The following is a 26203-nucleotide window of genomic DNA, read 5'->3' on the forward strand; positions in this document are numbered from 1 at the left end:
ATTTATACAGGTACATTTTCAAAATCTCTTTCTCCTGCTCTAAGAGTTAGTTATCTTGTGTTACCAACAATATTATTGCCACTATACAAAGAGAAATTTAATTTTCATTTCTCTGGTGTATCTATTGATACACAAAAAACGCTTGAATTATTTATTAAAGATGGTTATTGGGAAAAACACATAAGGAAAACTAGAATTTTAAATAAAAAGAAACATAACATTATGAAAGAATCTTTACTCTTTTATTTAAAGGATAAGATTAAAATACTAAGAGAAGGAAGTGGATTATCAATAGTTATTGTGCCTATTGTAAAAATAAATTGGGAAATACTTGAAAAAGAGGCAATAAACAAAAAAATAAAACTTTATTATATACATTCAGATTCTACTGCAACATTTAAAGCTATATGTATGGGATTTGGGAGCTTCTTAGAAGAAGAGATTCCTTTTTCTGTGGAAATTTTTTCAAAAGTTTTTTTACTGGCTATATGTAAATAATATTTTAATAATTATAGACTAATTTTTCTTTTATAACTATAGATTAAAAATTTTGTTAATTTTTGCTAATTTTCCCTAACTAAAATATTAATAACCTAATCATCAATAGGTTTGGTTTAATATATTCCATAATAGTATGATTTATCAACAAGAAATAGAATACAAAATTTTGAATAATCTCTTTCTTAACCACTAGGTTTTGAAACACGAAGTACTCAAGTAAGTTTTCCGTGTTCCATAAAGTGTTCAAAAAGTAAAAACTGCAAAGTTCCATAAACCTTAAGTGATTATGGAAGAAAAAAGTGAACTTTTTAATTTACTCATAATTTATTATTTTGACAAGGACTATTCAAGGACTTTTGTATTTTATTTAAAACTTAAATTGAATTAGAAGTCTTATATTATGGTAGTTTAAAGGCAATAATAAACATCTAAGTACTGGGACACCTAATCCCATCGTTTACCTTTTATGTTAAATATTTATTTTTTAATTTAACCTCATTATAAACGATAATGGCAAAGAAATAGATAAAATTTGTGTTATTCTATATTTTGTTCTTGAAAAGACAGATAAAACTGATTTACAAAGCATTATCTTTTAAATGATATACTTGAGTTTTAAAAATAAAAAATAAGGAATATTATGAAAAAAACACTACTAATATTAGCATTTTGGGGATCATTTTTAAGTCTAAATGCAACAACAATCTCATTAAATGAAAGTTTTACAAATACTGCAAAAACTACAAGCTACAAAATTAATGTTTCAGCAGAAAATCAAAGTCCAAGTTTTGATACTATACAAAATAATATGGAATCAATATTAAAGAAAGTAAAAGATTTAAAAGAACATAAGAATTTAGAATGTAGTGGAGGCAAATACTCGATAAATCCAAATATTGTTTATATCAATAATAAAAAAGAAAATAAAGGGTATATTTCTAATATTAATTTTACTTGTACATATGATGATACTAAAAGTTTAAATGAATTCATAAATTATTTGAATAAATCAAATATAAATAAAACATCAATAGGTACTTCTAATCCGATTCTTACAGAAGAAGAGATGTTAGTTTCATACAGAAAGTTAGAAAATCAAGCTTTTACTTTTGGAATTGATTATGCAAAAAATTTAGAAAAATTATTTTCTAATAAAACTTGTAGCATTAAAGATATTAATATTTCTAAAGATCAAAGATATACACCTGTACTTAGAAATACGCTTATGGAAGCTTCAGCTTTGAGTAAAACATCTAGTATTGCTAAACCTATTGATGATTCTTTAGAAGTTAAAATAAATACAAACTATACTTTTCTTTGTAAATAATAAAAGAGCGTTTAGCTCTTTTATTATTAAATTACTACTTTATCTATTCACCTAAGGTTTAACAAGTTATTGCGAGTTATACTACTGAAATATATGCTTAAATTTTAAAAGAAATAAATTATGAAAAATACTGATCTAAAAAATACTACCTATAAAATTAATCAAAAAGAAAACAAATGAAAAACAATATATTTTCAGGTCTAACCGTTGGAATTATTGCATTGCCATTATCTATGGCATTAGCAATTGCAGTTGGTGTTCCACCACAAAATGGTCTTTACACTGCTATTATCGCTGGTATATTAGCATCTATATTTGGTAGCAGTAAAATAAATATTTCAGGACCAACTGCTGCTTTTGTAGTCATCTTAATTCCAATTGTACATGAATTTGGACTTGTTGGACTTTTATTGTGTGGATTAATGTCAGGATTTATTCTTGTTTTAATGGGATTATTTAAACTTGGGAACTTAATAGAACTAATTCCTTATCCTGTTACTGTTGGATTTACAACTGGTATTGCTGTAGTAATTGCTACTTTTCAAATAAAAGATTTTTTTGGTTTAAAGATTGAATCTTTTACTGGTCATTTCTATGAAAAAGTTTATACTTTAATCAAAGCCTTTCCTACATTTCAAATCAATGAATTAATTGTAGGAATAATAACTTTGGGCTTATTAATATTATGGCCAAAAGTAAAAACTAAAATACCAGCTCCTTTGATTGCTTTATCAATAGTTACAATAGGAGTTTATTTATTTAACTCAAATAATCCAGATATTCAAATATCGACTATTTTTTCAACTTTTAGTTATCAAATAGGAGAAATAAAAGGAAACGGAATTCCCCCTATTCCTTTGCAGTTCAATATTCCTTGGGCTAATTATTCGATGGCTGATTTAAATTTAGATTTATTATATAAATTATTGCCACATAGTATTGCAATTGCCATATTAGGTGCTTTAGAATCGTTATTATGTGCTGTAATATCAGATGGAATGACAAACAATAGAACAAATCCAAATAAAGAGTTAATAGGACAAGGAATAGCAAATATTGTAGTTCCTTTTTTTGGAGGTATACCAGCAACTGCTGCAATTGCTAGAACTGTTGTAAATATCAAATCAGGTGGAACAGCAAAAATTTCTTCGATTATTCATTCTATATTTATTCTTTTTTCAATACTATTTTTTGCTTCATATTTATCATTTTTACCTATGGCTTCACTTTCTGCTTTACTCTTAGTTGTTGCTTGGAATATGTCAGAAGTCAAACACTTTATAAAAATAATAAAAGTAGCACCCAAACATGATGTTTATGTATTATTAGTATGTTTTTCTTTGACTGTACTTCTTGATATGCAAATTGCTGTTGCTGTGGGAATGGGACTTGCTTCTATTTTATTTATAAAAAGAACTATAGAATTATACTCTATTGAACTTATTAATAAAGAGCACTCTATTGTTCATGAAAATATTCCAAATGATATTGCTATTTATAATATCAATGGACCTATGTTTTTTGGTGCAGCACAAAATGCTCTTAAAATACTAATTTCTACAAAAGAAGACATAAAAATTGTTATTTTAAATATGGAGCATGTAACAATGATAGATATGACTGCTCTTGTTGCAATAGAATCAATGATAGAGAACTTTGAAAGAAATGAAAAAGTTCTTATAATAACTGGCGTAAATAAGAGAATAATGAATAAATTAAATAAATTTGGGATTATTTTTGATTCAAAAAAATTAATTTTAAAACCTGATATTGATTCAGCACTAAAATTTTATAACTAAATTATTATTTTTTAATAATCGAAAGTTTCTTTTTATTTCCTTTAGCTATAATTAAATAATTTATTTAATGTAGGAATCTTATGAAATTTTTTGATAATGAAAAAAATATTTTAAATTTAATTAAATATGGAGCAATAATACCTGTAATAATATTCTCTTTTATTATTACATACATATTTATTGAACAAAAAAAACAAGATGTTAAAAAAGAAGTTGATATTTTAAAAACGAACTATTTAAATGAAAACAAAAAAATTGTTAGATATGAAGTATTAAATATCATCTCTTTAATAAATGATGAAATAAGTAAATCAGAAGAAAATTTAAAAAAAACTATCAAAGAAAAAGTATATGAAGCATACAAAGTAGCAAATATACTTTATACAGAAGAATCAAATGAGTTTTCAAACGAACAAACAAGATCAAAAAAACGCATACTAACTACTATAAAACATGCATTAACAGGAATGTCTTACAATAATAATAGAGGTTATTTTTTTATAGATGACATAAATGGTGTTAAGATATTACAACCCTTTAATAAAGAGTTTGAGGGAAAAAATATGCTTGATTACGAAGATGCGAAAGGTTATAAATTTGTAAAAAAAATAACCCAAACAATTAAAAATAAAAATGAAGCCTTTGATAAGTACTATTGGTATAAACCAAATAACAAAACTCACGCTTACGAAAAAATAAGTTTTTACAAATATTTTGAACCATATAATGTAGTTATTGGTACTGGTGAATATACCATGGACTTTCAAGAGAAGGTAAAGAAAAAAGTTTTAGAATGGATTACAAGATTTAGATACAACGAAAATGGATATATCTTTGTATATGATTTAAATGGTAATTGTCTGTCTGATATTAGAACAGAATGTATTGGTCAAAATAGGCTAAAAGTAAAAAATTCTAAAGGTGATTTTGTCGTAAAAGATATATTGAATTTTGCAAAGACTAATAAAGAAGGATATTTAGATTATCTATCAACCTATAATGCAAACTATAAATCATCTGCAAAAATCTCTTATATAAAACTTTTTGAGAAGTGGAATTGGGTAATTGGAAATGGTTTTTATTTAGATAGGTTAAATGAAGTAATAAAACAAAGAGAAATTGAACTTACGAAAAATAGTAAGCAAGTTATAAACAAGATACTAATTATTAGTAGTATTATGACACTTTTTTTAATAGCAATTTCTTTTTATGTATCAAATATCATTGCTACAAAATTTAAAGAATATAGAAAAAACTTAGACTTAGAAACAAAAAAAACAATTGAAAAAGAAATGCTATTAATTCAACAATCAAAAATGGCAATTATGGGAGAAATGATTGGAAATATTGCACATCAATGGAAACAGCCACTAAACTTAATAAGCATGTCAAATAGCCTTCTAAGGCTAAATAAAGAAGATGAAAGTCATAACTCTGAAGAAGAAATAAACGAAGCAATTGATAATATTGACAATTCAGTTATTCACTTAACTACTACAATTGATGATTTTAGAAACTTTTTCAATCCAAGTAAAGAGAAAACATACTTTAATATAGAAACTATTTTTGAAAAAACATTAAAATTAATTAGTTCAGAATTTAAAACTAGTAATATTGAAATTATTAAAAATATAAAGGAAACATATCTAAGTGGCTATCAAAATGAACTTTTACAAGTTTTTATAAATATTATAAAGAATGCAAAAGATGAATTTATAAAATCTCCACATAAAACTCAAAAGCAATATGTATTTATTGATGTTTTTGAAGACAATACTTTTTTATATATTAAAATAAAAGACACTAATGGTGGGATTCCTAAGGATATTTTAAGTGATGTATTTAAACCATATTTTACGACTAAAAAAGACATGGGTGGAACTGGTATTGGGCTTTATATGAGTAAACAAATCATTACAAATATGAATGGAGAAATCAATGCGACAAATGAAGAATTTCAATATAACAATGAAACTTATGTAGGTGCTCAATTTTCTATAAAACTACCAAAAAATTGTAAATAATTACATCCTATCTTAAAAAATAATTAAGTTATGTTTAAATAACTTATGTTATCTTTATAATAAAAAGATTAAAAGGAGTAGTATGCAAATAAGCCACCAAGAAGTAATAGAGAAGAAGTATTTGTCAAAACTTTTTTTTAATAATAAAAATGAACCAAGACATCTAGGTATTGAAATTGAGTACTCAAATCTTTCATTAGAAAAAAGTGCTGAGCTTGTGTCTGAATTATTTGGTGGAAATTTAGAAAAAATTACAAAATATGAACTTGAATTAAAAGATACTAAATATGGAAACTTTAAATTTGAACTAGATGCACAATTACTCCAAAAAATGCAAACTGATAATTTATTTAATAAACTTAGTAACATAATAGGAAATATGTCCCATAGTATAGATGATATTGTAGATAAAACATCAAAGCGATTTGTACCTTTTGAAATAGCAACTCCTCCAATACCAATTAAAGACCTAAAAGAAGCTGATAGATTAATTGAAAGTCTTAGGTTAAATGGAGCATTAGGGACTACTCATTCACTTTATTATGCCTTTGGAGTTCATTTTAATATAGAGCCACCAAGTCAAAATATTGAAGATGTACTAAGACTTTTTAAATCATTTTTAATTATTCAAAAATGGATAGAACTACAAAGTGAAGTTGATATTGCAAGAAAAGTTTCACCTTATATAAATGATTTTCCAAAAGAGTATATTAAAAAAATTATTGATTTAGATTATAAACCAACAAAAGAAGAGTTTCTGCAAGATTACATAAAATATAATCCTACAAGAAATCGTATTTTAGATATGTTGCCACAATTAGCTTTTTGGAATGAAAAAGAAGTAAGAAAACATCTTCCAAAAGAGAAAATAAATCCAAGACCTACATATCACTATCGATTACCAAATTCAAAAGTAAATCTATTTAGATGGAATCTTTCTCAAGAGTTTCAATTATGGGTAATAGTTGAAATCTTAGCAAACAATGAAAAAGTATTTACAAAAATGAGTAAAGAGTTTTTGATTCAACTTGATTCACCTTTATTTAATAAAAATGAATGGATAGAACAATGTCATGGTTACATAACAGACCTACTATAATAGTTACAGGTCCTAAAAAAGGATTTGTATCTAGGTTCTTTATAATCTTTTCTCTTTTTTTATGTGGAGCTCGTACTAAAATAATCACTCCCAATAAACCCTATGATGATTTAGATATGGATGGATTACTCATAAGTGGAGGAAATGATTTATATAATGCTTTTATTGAAGATAAAACTTGCAAATTAGAAGATGTAATATCTTATAAAAGGGATGTTTTAGAGTATACACTTTTAAATAAAGCTGTAGAAAATAATAAACCAGTTTTTGGAATATGTAGAGGATATCAACTAATAAATATATTTTTTGGAGGAGAACTTTGCAAAGACATAAGAAGAGATGGATATGATTACAAATATACTCCACTACCTTGGAAAACTATAAGTGTAACAAAAGGTGGTATTTTAGATACATGTTTAAAAACTTCAAATTTAAAGATAAATACATTACACCATCAAGCTGTACAAAAACTACCTGAATCTTTTAAATTAGAAGCAGTTGATAAATATAATATTATTCAATCAATATCAAAAAAAGATGAAAATAATTTAATATTTGGAGTACAATGGCATCCTGAATATCTTTTTTACAAAAAGCAACATTTAAAGATTTTTAAAATATTTGTGGATACTGTTAAATCTAAGTTAAAAGATTAATTGTTTTTTTGATACTATTCACATACTAATTAGGCATTCTATTATTTTCACCTAAACCATTAAAAACAACTACTGATCTTCTTGAAGATACAATATGCCTGAACTCTATTAAAGGCAATTATAATGGAAAATTTTATACTTATTATTTTATGTATTGGATTAGGTTATTTATTTCAAATTCTTAAGGCATTCCCCGGAAATACTCCTGAGATTTTAAATAAATTTGTAATTTATATATCGATGCCAGCTATGATACTTCTTGAAATCCCTACAATGAATATATCACTTACAATGATAATCCCAATAGTAATTGCATGGAGTGTTATGAGTATTACTGCTGTTATTACTTTTTATGTTTCAAGATGGCTTGAATTTACGAAAGAAGTTACAGGTGCTTTGATGTTAGTGACTGTTTTGGGTAATACTTCATTTTTAGGTATTCCTTTAATAAATGCTTATTATGGGCAAGAGGCTATGGCTTATTTACTTATTTATGATCAACTTGGTACTTTCATATTTTTAATCAGTTATGCAACTTTTGTTTTAACTTTGTACTCAGGTAGTGGAAAAACTAATTTTAAAATTATTACTATCAAAGTTGTGACTTTCCCTCCTTTTCTTTCATTGATTGTTGGTCTTTTACTTATGGGAACAACTCTTTCACCTATGGTAATACACATATTAAAAATATTTTCAAATACAATTGTGCCCTTAGTTTTAGTAGCTGTTGGTTTACAATTACAATTTAAAATACCAGCCCATGATATTAAGCCATTTTTTGTTTCAAGTTTTATAAAACTTATTATTGGTCCAGCAATTGCTTTTCTTATTTGTTTTATATTTGGTTGGAGTGGATTACCAGCAAAAGTTTCAATTATAGAAGCTGCAATGCCTGCTATGATAACAGCAGGTGCTATGGCATCTATGGCAGGATTAGCTCCAAGATTGTGTTCTGCAATTGTAGGATATGGTATCATCTTCTCTTTTGCTACCACAGGAGCATTATATTTTATGATGCAATAAATTGGATATTTAAAATAATATTAGGTTTTTATATTGATTTTCTTCGTTATAAAGAGTAAAGTTTTGTATGGTATATTTCAAAAAATATTATAAAGGATAAAAATGTCAAAAATAGGAATATTAGTTGCAAGTGCAAGTAATAATAGAAAACTTGGTGATAAATTAAAAGAGTTAGCAACAATTGAAAATGTTGAAGCAGAAGTTATTAATTTAGTGGATTTAGACTTACCTCTATATAGTACTGTAGAAGAAGAAAGAAATGGAATTCCAGATACTGCAAAAGAATTAGCAAATAAAATTTTATCTCTAAAAGCATTTATTATTGTTGCTCCTGAATATAATGGAGTTATGCCACCAGTTCTTAATAATGCAATGGCATGGACTTCAAGAGCAACTGAATCTTGGAGAGATGCTTTTAATGAAAAAATTGTAGGATTAGCAACACACAGTGGTGGTGGAGGACAAAAAGGTCTTCAAGCTATGAGAATACAATTTCAGCACTTAGGTGCAAATATTTTAGCAAGAGAACTATTAACAACTTATGAAAAACCTCTAAGTGAAGATAGTGCAAAAATTATGATTAAACAGTTAGTTAAACTTTCAAGAGACTAAAAAAAGGCAAAGTTAAAATAACTTTGCCTTTTTTAATAACAATAAAATAACTGTTATTTTTAATTATCCAAATCTTCCAGTAATATAATCTTCAGTTTTTTTCTCTTTTGGATTTAAGAATATATTTGATGTTTCATCATATTCTATTAAATCTCCCAAATACATAAAAGCAGTATATTCACTAATTCTACTTGCTTGTTGCATATTATGTGTAACAATTGCAATACTTACTTCATTTTTAAGTTCAACTATCAACTCTTCAATAGCAGCTGTCGATATTGGGTCTAGTGCAGATGTTGGTTCATCAAATAATAAAAGTTCAGGTTTTAAAGCAACCGCTCTTGCAATACACAATCTTTGCTGTTGTCCACCACTTAATCCCATGGCACTTTTATTCATACGATCTTTTACTTCACCATATAAAGCACTACCTTTTAAAGCCATTTCAACTCTATCTGATAGTTCAGTTTTATTTTTAATTCCAGATATTCTTAAACCATAAGCAACATTATCAAAAATACTCATTGGAAAAGGTGTAGGTTTTTGAAATATCATACCTACTCTTTGTCTTAAAGATATAAAACTATTCTCTTTTTTTAAATCAAGAATATTTTCCATTTTTTTCTTTTTTTGATTTAAAAGCATCAATTTACCAGAATATTCGTTTCCAGGATATAAATCATGAATTCTATTTAAAGATCTAAGTAGTGTAGATTTTCCACATCCACTAGGTCCAATTAAAGCTGTGATTGAATTTTTTTTAATTTTTAAGTTAATATCATTTAATGATTTAGTTTGTGCAGAGGCATATCTAAAACCAAAATTTTCTATACTCATAATTGACATTTATTTTATCCTTTGTGTCTTGTAATGTATCTTCCAGATAGGTTTATCACTAAAACCAATGCTGTAAGTATAAATGATGCTGCCCAAGCTAAATCTCGGCTTGCTGTAACTGGGTCATTTGCAAGATTGTAAATACTAACAGTCAGTGAAGGGAAGGCTTCTGTTAAATCTAAACTAAAATAGTTACTTGTCTCACTTGTAAAAAGAAGTGGTGCTGTTTCTCCAATAATTCTTGCAAATGATAAAAGTAAACCTGTCATAATTCCTACTTTTGCAGCTTTTATAACAATATCAAGGGTAACTCTATATTTACTAGCACCTAGTGCCATACCAGCTTCTCTTAACTCTCTTGGAACTAGTGATAACATATTATCTGTTGTATTAATAACAATTGGTATCATCATAATAGCTAAAGCAATACTTCCAGCAAATCCACTTGTTCCTCCTGTGGGAACAACAATAATTGCATAAACGAAAGCACCAATAACAATTGATGGAGCACTCATCATAATATCACTAAGGTCTCTTATAACTCTTACAAATTTTTTACCACCATACTCTTGTAGATAAATACCTGCTAACATTCCAATAGGAATACCAATTAGTGAGGCAATACCTGCGATAATAAATTGACCAATAATTAGATTTCTAAGTCCTCCATTTATTAAGTCATTAAAAAATAATGAAAGGTGAAAAGAACTCAATCCTTTTATTACTAAAGTAATTAATATCCAACCTAAAAAAGCTAAACCAATCAAAGCCGAAATAGTTGATAAAATTAATATAAACTTATTTAAAAACAATCTCATTAATTAACCTTTCTAAGAAAATAAATTTTTGCAATTGAGATAACTGTAAAACTTATTACAAAAAGTAAAAATGCTAAATAAAACAATGATGACATCGTAAGTCCTGTTGCTTCTCCAAAGTTATTTGCCATAGCAACTGGAATTGATACAGTAGGATCAGTAAGTTTTGTTGGCATTGAAAAAACAGAACCAATCAAAAATGCAACTGCCATTGTCTCACCTAAAGCACGACCAAGAGCAAGTATAATTGAACCAATAATTCCACTTTTTGAATAAGGGAATATTATATCTTTTATAACTTCAAATTTTGTTGCACCTAAAGCATAAGCAGACTCTTTTAAAACATCAGGTGTCGTTCTCATACTATCTCTTGTAATTGCCGCCATAAAAGGAAGTATCATAACACCAAGAACAAGTCCTGCTGTTAAAAGTGATACTTGATATCCACCTACAATACCTTGAACAATCGGTGCGAAATAAAATAGACCCCACATACCAAAAATAATACTTGGAATTGCAGCTAAAAGTTCTATTGCTATACCTACCATATTAGAGATATTTTTTGGAGCAATTTCTGCTAGAAAAACTGCTATTCCCATAGCAATTGGAAGAGCAAAAACCATTGCAATCAAAGTTGAAAGAATAGTACCAACAATAGGAATCAATCCACCATAAATAGTTTTAGTCAATGAATCGGAATCATCAAATAAAATATCATCAAATGCATCATCTGATTCTTCTTCAACCGCTGCAGTTGATTTTTTTGTAGACTCATTTGTTTTAAATTTTGATTCTGGTTCTTCTACAGTAACATATTTTTCCCAAGAAGAATCAGTAATAAAGCCCCATCCATATTCATTCATCGCAGGTTTTGCTGAATTAAATAGACTAACAAATATTCCAATAAGAACTACTAGTACAAAACTTGCACTAATAAAAGAGAGATTTTTAAAAATTTTTTCCATTTACAACCAATACTTATAAATTCTAAAAAATGCATAAAATACACTTTTGAAAACTTATATTTTAAAGATAAGGTAAAAACAACTTGAACTTTAGTTCAAGTTGTTTAGTGTGACGATATTATTTAATACCTTTGTCAGCCCAGTATTTACTAATTTTAGTTGTTAATGCATCTGGAAGAGGAACATACCCTAATTCACTTGCAAGTGCTTGTCCATTTTTATATGACCAGTCATAGAAAGCTGTAACTTTTTTATTCATATCAGTTGCTTCTTTTGGTAATAAAATAAATGTTGCAGCAACGATTGGATATACATCTTTACCTGAAGGATCAGCAATTACAGCATAAAAGTCTTTTTTAGGATCAAGAGCAGCTTTTGCAGCAGCAGCTTGGAAAGCTTTTAATTCAGGTGCAATATAGTGACCATCTTTATTTTCAACAGAAGCCATTTGAAGTTTATTATTTGTTGCATCAGCATAATCAACATAACCAACAGAATATGGAGTTTGTTTGATAAGTGCAGCTACACCAGTATTTCCTTTACCACCAACATGGTGATTACCTGGCCAGTTAAGAGACTTTTTAGCTCCAAAAGATTCTTTCCAGTCTTTAGAAATTTTACTTAGGTAGTAAGTAAAGTTAAATGTAGTTCCAGAACCATCAGCTCTGTGTACAAAAGTAATTTTTTCATGAGGAAGTTTTACACCTTTATTTTCAGCTGTAATAATTTTATCATCCCAATATTTGATTTTTCCAAGAGCTATTCCTGCAATTGCAGATCTACTCAAACTCAATTTTGAAATATCTGGCATATTATAACTCATTGTAATTGCACCAACTACACCTGGAAATTGATATAATTTTGCACTATCTAATTTTGTAGGATTTAATGGCGCATCTGTACCTGCAAAGTCAACTGCTCTTGCTTTTGCATCTTTAATACCTGCTGAACTTCCTTTTGAAATATAATCAATTTGAACACCTGTTGCTTTGTAATAAGCACCAATCCATGATTGATAAACACTATAAGGGAAAGAAGCTCCACTACCTTTTAAATCTGCTGCTGAAACTGAAGAAACTGTTAGCAATGCTGCTGCTAATAACGCGATTTTTTTCATTTGTTAATTACCTTTTTTTAATTTAGTGAGAGAATTCTAATCTTCTTTAATTACAAAACGGTTACAGTATTAATTAACAAACTTAAGAATAATTATTTAATTTTCAAATTACAAAGCTAAAAAAGCCCTGTAATTAAGCCATCATCATCGATATCGATTTTTTCTGCAGTTGGTACTTTAGGAAGGCCAGGCATCGTCATCATATTTCCAGCAATTGCAACTATAAAACCTGCTCCATTTTCTAGTTTTATATCACTTATTTCTATGATATGATTAATAGGTGCTCCTTTTAAAGAGGGATTTGTTGAAAATGACATTTGTGTTTTTGCCATACAAATAGGAAGTTTTCCATACTTATTTTGAAGTTTATCTATCTCTTCATGTACTTTTGAACTTGCAACTATCTCTTTTGCTCCATATATTTTTGTAGCAATTACTTCAATTTTATTCCAAATAGGAAGGTTATCATCATATAGATAATCAAAACTAGCTTCTTTATTATCAACAACATCGATAATCTCATGTGCTAACTCTTCTGCCCCAGCTCCACCTTTTGCCCAATGACTTGAAATAACACACTTCACCCCTAACTCTTCACACTTTTTCTTTAAAAGTGAAGTTTCAGCATCAGTATCATGGGTAAAGTGATTTATACTAACAACAACAGGAAGATTATAATTTTTAGTGATATTGTGAATATGTCTTTGTATATTTGCAAAACCTATTTCAAGGGCTTCTAAATTTTCTTGATTTAGATGATCTGTTTCAACACCTCCATGATATTTTAGTGCTCGTACGGTTGCCACTAATACAACAGCAGAAGGTTTTAATTTTGAGCTTCTACATTTAATATTTAAAAACTTTTCAGCTCCTAAATCCGCTCCAAAACCAGCTTCCGTTACTGTATAATCTGCTAACTTTAGTGCTGTTTTTGTAGCTGTTACAGAGTTGCATCCATGGGCAATATTAGCAAAAGGACCACCATGAACTATAGCAATATTATTCTCTAAAGTTTGCACTAGATTTGGTTTTATAGCATCTTTTAAAACAGCTGCCATTGCTCCGTGAGCTTTTAAATCACTGGCATATATAGGAGTTGTTTTATCAGTTTTATATCCAATAATTATTCGTCCTAGCCTCTCTTTCAAATCTGCTCTATTTGTAGCTAAACAAAGTATTGCCATAACTTCAGAAGCTACAACAATATCAAAGCCATCTTCTCTTAAGAAACCATTTCCTATCCCACCTTGTCCAATAGTTATTTTTCGTAAAGCTCTGTCATTCATATCTAAAACACGCTTCCATTTTATGCGTCTTGAATCTATATTTAAAGCATTTCCATGGTGAATATGATTGTCAATCAAGGCTGCCAATAAATTGTGAGCAACCCCAATAGCATGAAAATCTCCAGTAAAGTGAAGATTTATGTCTTCCATAGGTACAACTTGTGCATATCCTCCACCAGCAGCTCCACCTTTTAATCCAAAACAAGGCCCAAGTGAAGGTTCTCTTAAACAGATAATTGTCTTCTTCCCAATTCTATTTAAAGCATCGCCCAAACCAACTGTTGTGGTTGTTTTACCCTCACCTGCTGGAATTGGACTTATGGCAGTTACTAATATAAGTTTTCCCTCTTTATTTTGATGACTTAAACTATCAACATACTCTAAAGATAGTTTTGCTTTATAATGACCATAAGGGTCAAGATGTTCAGCTGGAATATTAAATTTCTTTTTTGCCAAATCAATAATTGGTATCATAGAGGCTTTTTGTGCTATTTCAATATCTGACATATCTCTTCCTATTATATAAAAATATTATTTTCTATTCTACACTATCTGCCTTTAGAAATATATAGGTATTTTCTTAAATATCTAAGTTTACTGTATATATTTTAACCATTATTTTTTATTCTTTTAGTTACAATACGAAAAAAATATAAAGGCATTTTATGGAAATTGGGATATCAACACCTGCTTTACTCTTCCCTGCTATTTCTCTACTTCTTTTAGCATATACAAATAGATTTTTAACAACTGGACAACTTATTCGTTCAATTAGTAGACAAGCAAGAGAACAAAAAAATAGTGAACTAAAAGGTCAAATTGCAAATTTAAAAACAAGACTAGAACTTACAAAATGGATGCAGTTTTTTGGAGTGGTATCAATGTTATTATGTACTGTTTCTATGTTTTCACTTTTTTTAGAGTTTCATGATATTGGTAAAAAAATATTTGGATTGAGTTTACTTACAATGTGTATTTCTTTATGTATTTCTTTGTGGGAAGTATATATATCTTCAAATGCTCTAAACTTGGAATTAAAAGACTTGGATGACATTTGCAAATAGAAGTTCTAAATATGAACTTCTATTTATTTAAAGTATTTTTCCAAACGATGAAAAAGTCCCTTCCAAGTCTTATCGTCCAAATGGCTTAGAACTTCATCTATCTTATATTCATTATCATTTAAAAATTCTACACTAACTTCATCTATTTTTTGGCTAAGTTCCCTTTCAAAAGCTTCTATATCTTCAGCATAAGGAGTATCTACATTTTTTAATCTTGGCATTTTTACATATCTAATTGCACCAAGAGCTTTTAACTCTTCACCCATAAACTCATCAAGTCCGGGTAAGTCTGTGCAAATAACTTTTACACCTGAAGCTAAGGCTTCAATCACAACCAAAGGTAAACCTTCAAAAAATGAAGGAAGAATAAACACATCACAAGTTTGTAAAAACACAGCAAGTTTATCTTGAGATATGGCTCCTAGATAATTAACTTCTGTTTTTCTTTTGCTTAAACTTTTTATTATTGTCTCACTCTCTTCTACATTGCCATGTCCGATTAAATTTAACTCTATATTTTTATAATTTTTACTTTTATCAAGGGCATTTAAAAGATTTGGAACACCTTTGTAATTACAAATTTTTCCTACATAAGCTATCTTTATCTTTTTATTCTTTTCTCTTTTTATAGGGAAAAACATATTGGGGTTATATCCACTTCCACTTGTGATTACTTGGCTATCTTTTACATCATGAAGCTCTACTATCTCTTCTCTTTGAGCAGAATTTAAAGCAAAAATATAATCACACTTTGGCACAGCTTTTTTTACAATAGGAACTAATCTAGGTGAGCGTTCAAGCTGTCGCATATCTGTCCCATGGCATAAAACTAGAACTTTCAAATTTGGAAATAAGTCTTTTATATATCCACATAAAAGCCAAATATGATTGCAAATCACAACATCAGGCTTGAACTCAACTACAGCTTTTTTAATTACCTTTTTAAATGCCTTTTCATACTTCTCATACATTTTTTCATCTAAATCACTATATTTAGTACTAGAATAAGGCATAACATCACTCATACCAACAACTGGAAAATTTAACTCATCACTTTCAAATAATACTGGATAAAAATTCTGTGCCTTTAGATTTTCTATATCAGGATTTTGTTCACTAAAAGGAACTCCCGCAATCACTGCTTGTTCAAGATTTTGTTCATTTCCTGTTTTAAATAATTGTTGAAGAAAAACTCCACTTCCAGTTTTTCCAGGTCTTTGTGATAAAGCATGTAAAATTCTCATTTTTACCTCTGTTGATATTTTATAAATGAAATCATAACAAATTAATTCTTCTTTTTAAATGCTTCTAGATTAGATTTATAAATAGAAGAGAAGATTAAATTTACTTCCTCTTTGGTTTTAAACTCTTTTTCTTTGGTTTTGCTGTTTACTTTTAAAGCAAATAATAAACTTATAAAAACAAATAATACAAACATAGTTTTCATTTTAATTCCTTATATAAATTATAAAGTTTAAAAGAAATTTTGTCTTTTTATTATGATTGAATATATTTATCAAATCGTGCTATTATTTTTATGATATTCTAGTATTTCCAAATTTTGCTTATAAAATATGCTAATATCTTCATATGAAAAAAACTGATACAAAAAATGAACATAGACAAAGAATAAATGAAGTTCAATACCATATTTATAAACATCTTTCTATGAAATTAACAATTGAAGATTTGGCAAAAATCTCTTCATACTCTCCATACCATTTTCAAAGAATATTTAAAGAGATAACAGGCAAAAGTGTTACTAATTATATAAAAGACTTAAGGCTAGATTGTGCTGCAAATCTTCTTATATTTAACCCTACCTCTTCAATTACAAATATTGCTTATAACTGTGGGTTTAAATCTTCCGCGACCTTTAGTAATGAGTTTAAAAAAGCATACAAGTGCTCACCAAATGAATGGCGAAAAGAAAAACATAAAAACCATACACCAAAAGAGTATGAATTAAAAAAAAGAAAAGTAGACTTTTCAAAAATAGAGATAAAAAAGATACCAGAAATAACTATCGCTTATATGAGACATATGGGATATGACAAAACTATAAAAAAAAGGTGGCAAAAATTTTTATACCTTTTAGAAGAAGATTTTGATATAAAAGAACCAACTATGATGGCAATACACCATAGCAATCCCAATATTACATCAGTAGAAAAATATAGATATGTAACATGTGTTGATTTAGAGGGTAAAAAAATAGAACCAAAAGGGGATATTGGATTATGTTCTATCAAGGGTGGACTATATGCAACTATTAGATTTCAAGGTGTTTGTGAAGATGTTCTAACTTTATATCAAAAGATATATTATCAATGGATTCCAAGTAGTGAATTTGAAGCCTTAGAGGGTTCAGCTAGTGTTTTATACTACAAAAATAATTACCTAGATCCAAATGATGAGTTTGATATAGAGTTTAGAGTGCCTGTTCGGTATAAATAAAGCTATATGTCGTACTTTTATCTACTTTCATGAGTTTTCCTTTGTATTTTTATACTTTGGAATGATTTTATTGTTTTATTGTGTAGTGGAAATAAAGGTTGTTAGTCGTTTTTTAAAACTTTAACGTTTAAAATGAGCCGATGAATTGCCCGCAGGGTAATTTATTGGCTCAACTGATTTGTTAGGCATATCATGAACCAAGTGCATTTTCATGAAGAACAGCCACAAAACTTTTTATTTGTTCCAGCTGAATTTTTTCGTGATCAATGTTTTCCAAATGGCTAGATGCGATGTTTTTTACCCACTCGGGAACGCCAACAGCACTAGCTAAGTGGACCTTGGCTTCCACCACCATTTGCTCATGAGTAGATAAAGGTTTCAGTAGCCCGTTTAATTGAAGATGTTGTTCAATGAGATGACCGATGACGGATTCACATTTTGAAATCATTTCAAGCAGGTAAAAGCCAAAGGCTGAATATGACTTTTTTCCACTCCGATTTGCGATAGTTTGCGGTGCGATCATGAGTGGCATGTCATCTTTGATGTGTGCCGAACTACAAATATCAAAGCCTCTGTGAATTACAGCATTTCTTAGCTCTCTCAAATAGGAATAATTATTTTCTCCATCTGTAAATCCGGGAAATGACAAAGCCTCTTTAATTTTTTGTTTAAAATCTTGTGAAAACGGGTACTCATTTTCTAGGAGCATCTCCGTAGCTGAAAGTAAGTTAGCAAGATAAAGCGAATAATATGTTCGTATGTCGTTCTGCTGATCGACTGAGAGAGGACATTTTATAGATAGTGCATTTTTCAAAGCTAAGTTTTTGGCTTGGAAGTACCACTTCAATCCTGAGATTAGTTCTCTCGCCTGTGTTGAATCTACTGACATGTTGTGTCTCCTATCGCCTAACTATTTATTTATTGAACATTCATTATATACAAAATAGCCTTGAACTTATGATATTTATAACATAAATAATGTTGCTTTAATGTATGAAAGAAAAGCCTTTATTCGGGCTTTTCTTTTAATTATTGATTTAAATTTGTCTGTATTAATATATTTTCAAAGTATTTTTCTGAAATTTCATGTATGGTTTACCACTCCAGTCTTTTTTGCTTACTTTTTTGAGACCAAAAAGTAAGAAATACGAAGACCGTCAGGTGTTCATGAAAATAAACTACAAATAAAACCGAATCAACCGCCCCTCTATCTCAACCCTAGAAAACCCAAACTCCTCTTTCATCCACTCAAAAGTTTTTCTTTGATACATAAAAATATGTGTTGGGTCATTTTTGTAGTACCACTTGTCAAAATCAATACTCTCATCGTAAATATCTGTCATAAGATACAGACTTCCATCATCTTTTAAAAGTGATTTTAAAAGAGCAAACTCTTTATTTGGTTCTTGAAAATGCTCTATAACCTCACTACTTGTAATGTAATCATATTTTTGTTCCAATAATGATTTATCATCTAAATAAAACAAGTCATAACCATATATTTCATAACCATTGTCACTAAGCACTTTTATAATTGCAGAATCTTTTCCACAACCAAAATCAAGTCCAATACTACTTTTTGACTTATCATTTAAAACTGAGTTTGTGATGGGAGAGAGAAAGTTTTGGTATCTTATATCATTTGAATCATTTTTATGTTTTTCATAAATATTTTTTTCATCATTACCTATTAGATGAAACTCTTTTGACTTAAACACTCCAGCACAACACTCACATTTATAGTGAGTGTTTTTATAAAAAAGCTTTGCCTTACTATTACATAAAGGGCAAAGCATTTAAGCAAAGACTCTTTTTGTTTCTACTTTTTTAATCTCCGAATAATTATCAAGATAATCCAAATATGCAATTAAATATTTTCTACTAAGTTCAAATCTCTCTTTGAAGTTTGCTATTTCTATATAACCATCTACTTTTATGATGCTTTTCATAGCTTTTACAATATTGTTCAAGCTTTCAAAATGTATGAAAAGATTGTGTTGTAGTCTTATTACTTGTTTTTTAGAAGTTAGAGCTTTTAAGATATCATCACCTAGTTTTCTATCAATATCCAAATCATCATAGATATTATAAGGAGCAGTAGGAGAAATATCTTCTTCTTTTAATCTATTTAAAACAATATCTTCTAAATCTTTTAAGAAATCCTCTTTAATATTGGCATTTTTATATAGATTACCCTCTTTTATTAAAAAATTTTCTTCTTCTAATTCATCTAAAACACTGTCTATAAACAAAGCACTTGCCCATTTTACTCTTAAGGCAATAGAAGCATTAGAAAGCATCGCATAAGCATTTTTTTCATATACATTTTTTATATATTCTTTTAATTCCACTTTTGTATCATTTGGATAAATAATTAAGTCTTTTTCATCCACAAATACCTCATCAAGATTTTTTGCAAACGCTAAAGCCTCTTCATGACTTAAAGCAAATCTTTGAGTTGAAGAGATTATCCCTAATCCTTTTCTATGAGCATTTAGGAGTTCATAATAAGCATTTATAAAATCATTTTTTTCTAAAGCTTCTAAAAGTTTTCTTTTTTGGTTTTTTTTCATGGGATCAATTACTGGATTTAGTACTTTTCCTCCACATATCGTCTCATTACCATTTCGTAAAATCACTTTCTCACCAAAAATTGTATATAATTTTTCTGTTGCTTTTAATGTAGCAAAACCCACTTCTAGCGAATTAATTGAATCAAAAAGTAAAGCTTTTATCTCTATTTTTTTTGCACCTATAAAAAGCGAATATGATTTATTATGCAAAAGTTTTTTATCTTTTAGACAAGAAAAAGAGATATCAATACCATCAAAACCTCTTACATAACCTCTTTTAGTAATCAAGTCACCTCTAGATATACTTTGTACATCTATATTTTGTAAATTTAGTGCTGCTCTATTTGATATATTTGCTTCTATTACATTTTGATTGTGAACTTGTATATTTTTTAGTTTTGTCTCTTTTTGACTTTCGCTGATAAATACTTTTTCATTTAGCTCAACTTTTTTTCCTAAAACAGTTCCTGTTACAACTGTACCAATACCTTTTGGTGAAAATACTCTATCCACATAAAATCTAAAGAAGTTTTCTTCTTGTTTAATACTATTATTTATAGTAAAAAGTTGATTTTTTAGTTTTTCAATTGAGCTTTCATCATATATTGAAACTTCACTTACAAATTTTATTTCAAAATCAAAAGTTTCCAAGAACATCAATATTTGTTCTTTTTTCAAAGCTAACTCTTCCGGGTTTACTAAATCTTTTTTTGTAAGGATTACTATTAACTCTTTTAGTCCTAATAAATTTATGATTTCAATATGCTCTACTGTTTGAGGTTTTATTCCTTCAACAGCACTTACGACTAACATAACATAATCAAATCCAAATGCCCCAGCAATCATATTTTTAACTAATTTTTCATGTCCAGGTACATCTATAAATGCTATATTTTGTTGTCCTCGTGTTAGATTAGAAAAGGATAAATCAATAGTTATACCCCTTTGTTTCTCTTCATTTGTATCATCACCTTCAAAACCATTTAGAGCTTTTATTAAAGCTGTCTTACCGTGATCTATATGTCCTGCTGTTCCTATAATGATATTTGACATTAATTAAATACCCTTTTTATTATACTTTCTATTTGTTCTATCTCTTCTTCTTGAATTGTTCTAAAATCCAATAATACTTTTTCATTCTCTATTCTAGTGATTAGATTATTTTTTCTTAAAAGTTGTTCTATTTTATTTGGTTTATAATCTTTATATTCCAGTGTTAACGCAATAGTTGGTATCTTTTTATTGGGAGTTGTTCCTCCACCTATTAGTGTTTGGTTCTTAATTACTTCGCATTTACAAATATTATCTATTAGTTTTTTTAATCTATTTGCTCTTTGCTCTAAAACTTCTATTTTGGTATATAACATATTTAATGTAGGAATATTTTCTAAATCATTTGTTAAATATGAATTTAGTGTGTCTTCAAGTATTGCTAAAGTTATTTTATCAACCCTTAACATTCGCAAGAGTTGATTCTTTTTAATCTTTTCTATTAACTCTTTTTTTCCTATGATAATACCTGCTTGTACACTTCCTAGTAATTTATCACCTGAAAAACTTAAAAGTGAAGGATTGTATTCCATGATTTTTAAAATAGAGGGTTCAGCACTTGATAGATTAAAAGGTAAGTCAATCATATGTCCACTTCCCATATCATAATAATCTATTACCTCATTTTGTGAAGCAACTTTTACTATATCCTCAAACTCCACATCACTACTAAAACCTTCAATAGTATAATTTGATTTATGTACTTTCATGAGCATAGAAGTATTTTCATTGATAGCGTTTTCATAATCTCTTAGGTGAGTTTTATTTGTAGTTCCAATCTCTTTTAAAACTGCCCCACTTTGAGCCATAACTTCTGGAACTCTAAAGCTTCCACCTATTTCAACTAGTTCTCCTCTACTTACTACTACTTCTTTATTTTTAGCAAAAGTGTTCATGATAAGAAAAACTGCACTTGCGTTGTTATTTACAACTATTGCATCTTCACATCCAGTCAAAGCTTGTAATGTTTTTACAATATGGGCATATCTCTCACCCCTTTGACCTTTTTTTAAGTCATATTCCAAATTATTATATGAAGTTGCTATTTCTATAGCTTTTTCTAAACTTTGTTTACTCAATAAACTTCTACCTAAATTTGTATGTACTATTATTCCTGTAGCATTTATAACTTTTTGTAAAGAAGGAGATACTAATTCTTCATATGTTTTAAGAACTTCTTCTACTAATTTATCTTCATTTATTTCACTAATATTTTTTTGAAGTATTTCACTTCTCAAGTTCTCAATTATCACTTGTGATATTTTAGTAATTAAGTTAATTGAATATCCATCAAAATTCTTCTTTGATACAAACTTATCAATTTTTGGAATAGCCTTGAGTAAACTCATTTTGACCCTTTCAGATGTTTTTAAAAATATTTAATGTAAGATTCCCACTTACTTTGGGAGATAAGTGTACCTGGTGGGCACCACAGGCTTCAACCCTGATTGACGGTTTATGTGTAATACGCCGTGGGAGGTTCGATTCCTTCATCTTCTCGCCAATTAATAAATCATAATTGGTGTAACTCCCCTTGGAATAACTTCCCCTATAATTGCAGCATAACCATAAGTTAACTCTTCTACTTTTTTTATATACTCTTTTGCATCATCTTTATCCATAGCAACTAATAAGCCACCTGAAGTTTGAGCATCACAATACATAAGTTTACAAGAACTATCTGCACACATTACAGTCATCTTATCTTCTAGATATTTTAGATTTCTTTTTGTTCCACCTGGAACTACACCTTGCTGTGCTAAATCATAAGCATCTTGCATAACAGGAACTTCACCACAATGTATTGCAAAGGTAGTAGTAGGATTTGTTGACTCAAAAGCATGTCCAATAAGTCCAAAACCAGTAATATCTGTACAAGAGCTCACATCATATTGTCTTAATATTTTTGATGGTAAATAATTTAATGTCTCCATTACTTTTATGGCTTCCCTTGTTGTATCATCACTTAATAAATCTCTTTTAATAGCTGTAGTTAAAATACCCATTCCTATTGGTTTTGTTAAAACTAATACATGTCCTATTTTGGCTGTATTATTTCTATATATATTATTTGGATGAATCATACCAGTTACTGATAATCCATAATACATTTCAGGGCTTTCAATAGTATGTCCACCCATCAAAACTCCGCCACACTCTTTTATTTTTTCATTTCCACCATTTAAAATTTCTCCTAATACTTCTCTACCATGGTTTTTTGCATCAAAACCGACTATATTCATAGCCGTTTTAACTTCAGCTCCCATAGCAAAAATATCACTAAGTGAATTTGCAGCAGCTATTTTCCCATAAATATAGGGATCATCAACAACTGGAGTAATAAAGTCAAGTGTTTGTACTAAGGCATTATCTTCACTTATTTGATAAACACAAGCATCTTCACTATTTTCAAAACTTACCAAAACTTTTTCATCTGTCGGTCTAAGGTTACAAAGAGACTGTTTTAGATCACCCGGACCCATCTTTGCAGCTCAACCAGCAGCTTGAACAAATTTTGTTAATTTATATCTGTTGTTCATTATTTCCCTTGTGAATGCATTTTGTGGATTAGTTTATATCAAATAGAGAATATCACATTTTATGTAAACCCAACCCATGAGTTAATGCAAATTAATTGCAGAGATTATATCTTTTTTTAGTTAAATATAGATTTAACATATAGTAAAGTACTTTTTACTTTTTAAGCTTTTGTTTATTAATAAAGGAATATAGTTTTATTTAATAAGTATAATTTAAGGTTAGAATATATCTTAAATAATTTACTTTTAATAGTCTAAGGCTTAGACATACATGACTTAAAAGTTCTTTTTATAATATTTCCTTTTTTTTCATGTATAAATAATAATTATAATACAAGGAAAAACTTATGAGTGTAGAAGAACACAGAAAATTACTTTCAGAAATTAATGTTGATGTTGATAGACATGCAAAAATGATGAATATGGGACTTGAGTCTTATAAAGCTCAATTTATGTCTCAAAAAAATAGACCAGAGGGTATGAAATACTTTGATTGGTTTATGAGTGAAATTCAAGGTCAAAGAATCGCTGAAATCAATGAACTTAGAAAGCAAAAAAAACCAGCTGTTGGTGCATTTTGTATCTTTGTACCAGAAGAGATAATTGTAGGAGCTGGTGGTGCATGTTTTGGTTTATGTGGTGGAAGCCCTGCAACAATCGCAGATGCTGAAACTGAACTTCCAAGAAATATCTGTCCTTTAATCAAATCAGCTCATGGATTTAAACTTCAAAGAACATGTGCATATACTCAATCTTCTGATTTCATATATGGTGAAACAACCTGTGAAGCTAAGAAAAAAACATGGGAAATCCTTAATAAACATCATCCAGTACATGTTATGAATATTCCACATATGAAAAGAGATAAAGATTTAAAAATGTGGAAAGAAGAAATAGTTGAGTTCAAAAAACATATTGAAGAAGTTACTGGAAAAAAACTAAGTCTTGAAGAGATGTTAGAAGGAACAAGAATTATAAATGAAAAAAGAAAAGCACTTTTAAGACTTGATTCACTAAGAGGATTAAATCCAGAAGTTATGCCAATAACTGGAAAAGATGCACTATTTGTAACTCAAATGGGATTTTTAGATGATCCAAAAAGATATACACAAAAAGTAAATGAACTTTGTGATGAATTAGAAAAAAGAGTTGAAGATAAAATTTCAGTATTTGAAAAAGATACTCCAAGACTTATGATTTTAGGAACTCCTATTGCTCCACCAAATTGGAAACTTCACACTGCTGTTGAAAGTTCAGGTGGTGCTATTATAAATGAAGAGTCATGTATTGGACATAGATATTATAAAGATAATGTAGATATTGATAATATCAAAAATGAAGATGACTTGATGGAAGAACTAATGAAAAGATATAGTGCAGTTGATTGTGCATGTTTTACTCCAAATACGCCAAGAATTGATAAAATCTTAAAAATGTATAAAGATAGACAAGCTGATGGAGTTATATATTATACACTATCTTTTTGTCATACATACAATGTAGAATCATTCCTAGTAACAGAAGCTCTAGAAGCAGCTGGAATTCCTTGTTTAGTAATAGAATCAGATTATTCTCCTGAAGATGCAGGACAAATAAAAACAAGAGTTGAAGCTTTCTTAGAAAGTATCTCATTTAAGAAAAAAGCAAATAAGCTAAAATCAAAAAGCTAATGTATTGGGGAGTTGATGTTGGTTCCACATATACAAAAATATGTGGAATCAATGAAAAAAAAGAGCTAGTTGAAATGAGTGTTATTCCAACTATTGTAAATCAAGATGAAATAGTAAAAAAATATCTAAAAGATAAAGATATAAAAATGCTAGTTTCCACAGGATATGGTAGACACATGATAGAAGAAACCTTCTCATGTCCTGTAATAAGTGAAATAAAAGCACATGCAAAAGGCGCATATTTTTTTAATAACAATGCACAAATGGTTATTGACTTAGGTGGGCAAGATAGTAAGGTAATATTACTGGATAAAAGCGGTGGTTTTGTTGATTTTAAGATGAATGACAAATGTGCGGCTGGAACTGGCAAGTTTTTAGAAATAGCAGCAAATAGAATGGGCTTAAATCTAGATGAATTTTCAAAGATTGGATTTGAAGCCAATAAAAAATTATCTATCTCAAGTATGTGTGCTGTTTTTGCAGAATCAGAAGTAGTTTCACTAATTGCAAAAAGAGAGAGTGCTTCAAATATCTGTTATGCAGTACATGAATCAATCGCTTCAAGACTTGCATCTATGGCTAGCAAGTTTGCTTGTAAAAGTGAGATAATACTTTTTACAGGTGGAGGAGCTTTAGATAGTTTTTTAGTAAAACTATTATCTGAAAAATTAGAAAAAACTATTCTTGCATCTAAACATCCTCAACTAACAGGAGCAATTGGTGCTGCTCTTTGTGGATATGAAATTTATCAAGAAATATGATTTTAATCAACAGAGAGAGAGATC

23 protein-coding genes and 1 pseudogene are annotated in these 26203 nt (G+C 28.7%); 12 read left to right on the forward strand and 12 right to left on the reverse strand.

What is annotated here, in order from left to right:
• The 8 genes and pseudogenes from CRU95_RS16640 to CRU95_RS12470 all read left to right on the forward strand — a co-directional run.
• A pseudogene (locus CRU95_RS16640) lies at positions 1–498 on the forward strand (PLP-dependent aminotransferase family protein); the annotation flags it as partial.
• Between the two features lie 643 nt (positions 499–1141).
• Entirely contained in the window at positions 1142–1828 is a 687-nt protein-coding gene (locus CRU95_RS12440; protein WP_129101438.1) for an SIMPL domain-containing protein, read from the forward strand.
• A gap of 176 nt (positions 1829–2004) precedes the next feature.
• The gene (gene dauA / locus CRU95_RS12445; protein WP_129101439.1) at positions 2005–3627 is read left to right on the forward strand and encodes a C4-dicarboxylic acid transporter DauA; all 1623 of its coding nucleotides are present in this window, start codon (positions 2005–2007) and stop codon (positions 3625–3627) included.
• A gap of 80 nt (positions 3628–3707) precedes the next feature.
• Entirely contained in the window at positions 3708–5651 is a 1944-nt protein-coding gene (locus CRU95_RS12450) for a cache domain-containing protein (protein ID WP_129101440.1), read from the forward strand.
• 82 nt (positions 5652–5733) lie between these two features.
• Positions 5734–6750 (forward strand): amidoligase family protein, encoded by a 1017-nt coding sequence (locus CRU95_RS12455; RefSeq protein WP_129101441.1) that lies wholly within the window; start codon positions 5734–5736, stop codon positions 6748–6750.
• Positions 6720–7406 (forward strand): gamma-glutamyl-gamma-aminobutyrate hydrolase family protein, encoded by a 687-nt coding sequence (locus CRU95_RS12460; RefSeq protein WP_164969787.1) that lies wholly within the window; start codon positions 6720–6722, stop codon positions 7404–7406. The genes CRU95_RS12455 and CRU95_RS12460 overlap by 31 nt, the downstream gene beginning before the upstream one ends.
• Positions 7407–7529: 123 nt before the next feature.
• On the forward strand, positions 7530–8429 hold the full coding sequence (locus CRU95_RS12465) for an AEC family transporter (protein ID WP_129101443.1): 900 nt from the start codon (positions 7530–7532) through the stop codon (positions 8427–8429).
• 102 nt (positions 8430–8531) lie between these two features.
• Positions 8532–9041 carry an NADPH-dependent FMN reductase gene (locus CRU95_RS12470; RefSeq protein WP_129101444.1) on the forward strand — a complete coding sequence of 170 codons (510 nt, stop codon included), beginning with the start codon at positions 8532–8534 and terminating at the stop codon, positions 9039–9041.
• A gap of 63 nt (positions 9042–9104) precedes the next feature.
• On the opposite strand, the gene pstB is transcribed toward CRU95_RS12470, so the two are convergent.
• The 5 genes from pstB to CRU95_RS12495 all read right to left on the reverse strand — a co-directional run bounded on the left by pstB (position 9105) and on the right by CRU95_RS12495 (position 14571).
• Positions 9105–9887: a phosphate ABC transporter ATP-binding protein PstB gene (gene pstB / locus CRU95_RS12475; protein WP_129101445.1), complete on the reverse strand. Its 783-nt coding sequence runs from the start codon at positions 9885–9887 to the stop codon at positions 9105–9107.
• Positions 9888–9892: 5 nt separating this feature from the next.
• Positions 9893–10696 carry a phosphate ABC transporter permease PstA gene (pstA, locus tag CRU95_RS12480; RefSeq protein ID WP_129101446.1) on the reverse strand — a complete coding sequence of 268 codons (804 nt, stop codon included), beginning with the start codon at positions 10694–10696 and terminating at the stop codon, positions 9893–9895.
• Positions 10696–11661: a phosphate ABC transporter permease subunit PstC gene (gene pstC / locus CRU95_RS12485; protein WP_129101447.1), complete on the reverse strand. Its 966-nt coding sequence runs from the start codon at positions 11659–11661 to the stop codon at positions 10696–10698. The genes pstA and pstC overlap by 1 nt, the downstream gene beginning before the upstream one ends.
• Before the next feature lie 118 nt (positions 11662–11779).
• A complete protein-coding gene (gene pstS / locus CRU95_RS12490; RefSeq protein ID WP_129101448.1) occupies positions 11780–12778 on the reverse strand; it encodes a phosphate ABC transporter substrate-binding protein PstS in 999 nt (332 codons plus the stop codon).
• Between the two features lie 116 nt (positions 12779–12894).
• Positions 12895–14571: a formate--tetrahydrofolate ligase gene (locus CRU95_RS12495; RefSeq protein WP_129101449.1), complete on the reverse strand. Its 1677-nt coding sequence runs from the start codon at positions 14569–14571 to the stop codon at positions 12895–12897.
• Between the two features lie 158 nt (positions 14572–14729).
• Between CRU95_RS12495 and CRU95_RS12500 the strand changes: the two genes are divergently transcribed.
• Positions 14730–15128, forward strand: coding sequence for a DUF2721 domain-containing protein (locus CRU95_RS12500; RefSeq protein WP_129101450.1), 399 nt, complete (start codon positions 14730–14732; stop codon positions 15126–15128).
• Between the two features lie 23 nt (positions 15129–15151).
• On the opposite strand, the gene CRU95_RS12505 is transcribed toward CRU95_RS12500, so the two are convergent.
• Complete coding sequence (locus tag CRU95_RS12505; RefSeq protein ID WP_129101451.1) at positions 15152–16372, reverse strand: glycosyltransferase family 4 protein; 1221 nt, start codon at positions 16370–16372, stop codon at positions 15152–15154.
• A 41-nt stretch (positions 16373–16413) separates the two neighbouring features.
• Positions 16414–16575: a hypothetical protein gene (locus CRU95_RS16645; RefSeq protein WP_164969788.1), complete on the reverse strand. Its 162-nt coding sequence runs from the start codon at positions 16573–16575 to the stop codon at positions 16414–16416.
• 143 nt (positions 16576–16718) lie between these two features.
• On the opposite strand from CRU95_RS16645, the gene CRU95_RS12510 reads away from it, so the two are divergent.
• On the forward strand, positions 16719–17585 hold the full coding sequence (locus CRU95_RS12510) for a GyrI-like domain-containing protein (RefSeq protein ID WP_129101452.1): 867 nt from the start codon (positions 16719–16721) through the stop codon (positions 17583–17585).
• Positions 17586–17775: 190 nt separating this feature from the next.
• Here CRU95_RS12510 and CRU95_RS12515 read toward each other — a convergent pair whose 3' ends face one another.
• The 5 genes from CRU95_RS12515 to selD all read right to left on the reverse strand — a co-directional run bounded on the left by CRU95_RS12515 (position 17776) and on the right by selD (position 23748).
• Positions 17776–18474, reverse strand: coding sequence for a hypothetical protein (locus CRU95_RS12515; RefSeq protein ID WP_129101453.1), 699 nt, complete (start codon positions 18472–18474; stop codon positions 17776–17778).
• Positions 18475–18763: 289 nt separating this feature from the next.
• Complete coding sequence (locus CRU95_RS12520; protein ID WP_129101454.1) at positions 18764–19381, reverse strand: class I SAM-dependent methyltransferase; 618 nt, start codon at positions 19379–19381, stop codon at positions 18764–18766.
• Entirely contained in the window at positions 19382–21211 is a 1830-nt protein-coding gene (selB, locus tag CRU95_RS12525) for a selenocysteine-specific translation elongation factor (RefSeq protein WP_129101455.1), read from the reverse strand. It lies immediately after the preceding gene.
• Positions 21211–22557, reverse strand: a complete 1347-nt coding sequence (gene selA / locus CRU95_RS12530; RefSeq protein WP_129101456.1) for an L-seryl-tRNA(Sec) selenium transferase — start codon at positions 22555–22557, stop codon at positions 21211–21213. Before selA ends, selB begins: the two co-directional genes overlap by 1 nt.
• A 156-nt stretch (positions 22558–22713) precedes the next feature.
• Complete coding sequence (gene selD / locus CRU95_RS12540) at positions 22714–23748, reverse strand: selenide, water dikinase SelD (RefSeq protein ID WP_258238712.1); 1035 nt, start codon at positions 23746–23748, stop codon at positions 22714–22716.
• Positions 23749–24095: 347 nt separating this feature from the next.
• On the opposite strand from selD, the gene CRU95_RS12545 reads away from it, so the two are divergent.
• Together CRU95_RS12545 and CRU95_RS12550 are read left to right on the forward strand one after the other, a co-directional pair.
• Positions 24096–25418 (forward strand): double-cubane-cluster-containing anaerobic reductase, encoded by a 1323-nt coding sequence (locus CRU95_RS12545; protein ID WP_129101458.1) that lies wholly within the window; start codon positions 24096–24098, stop codon positions 25416–25418.
• Positions 25418–26179, forward strand: coding sequence for an acyl-CoA dehydratase activase (locus tag CRU95_RS12550; protein WP_129101459.1), 762 nt, complete (start codon positions 25418–25420; stop codon positions 26177–26179). Before CRU95_RS12545 ends, CRU95_RS12550 begins: the two co-directional genes overlap by 1 nt.
• The last annotated feature ends 24 nt before the right edge of the window (positions 26180–26203 follow it).

Source organism: Arcobacter sp. F2176 (assembly GCF_004116465.1).
In the GTDB taxonomy this organism is placed as follows: domain Bacteria; phylum Campylobacterota; class Campylobacteria; order Campylobacterales; family Arcobacteraceae; genus Arcobacter; species Arcobacter siniprincipis.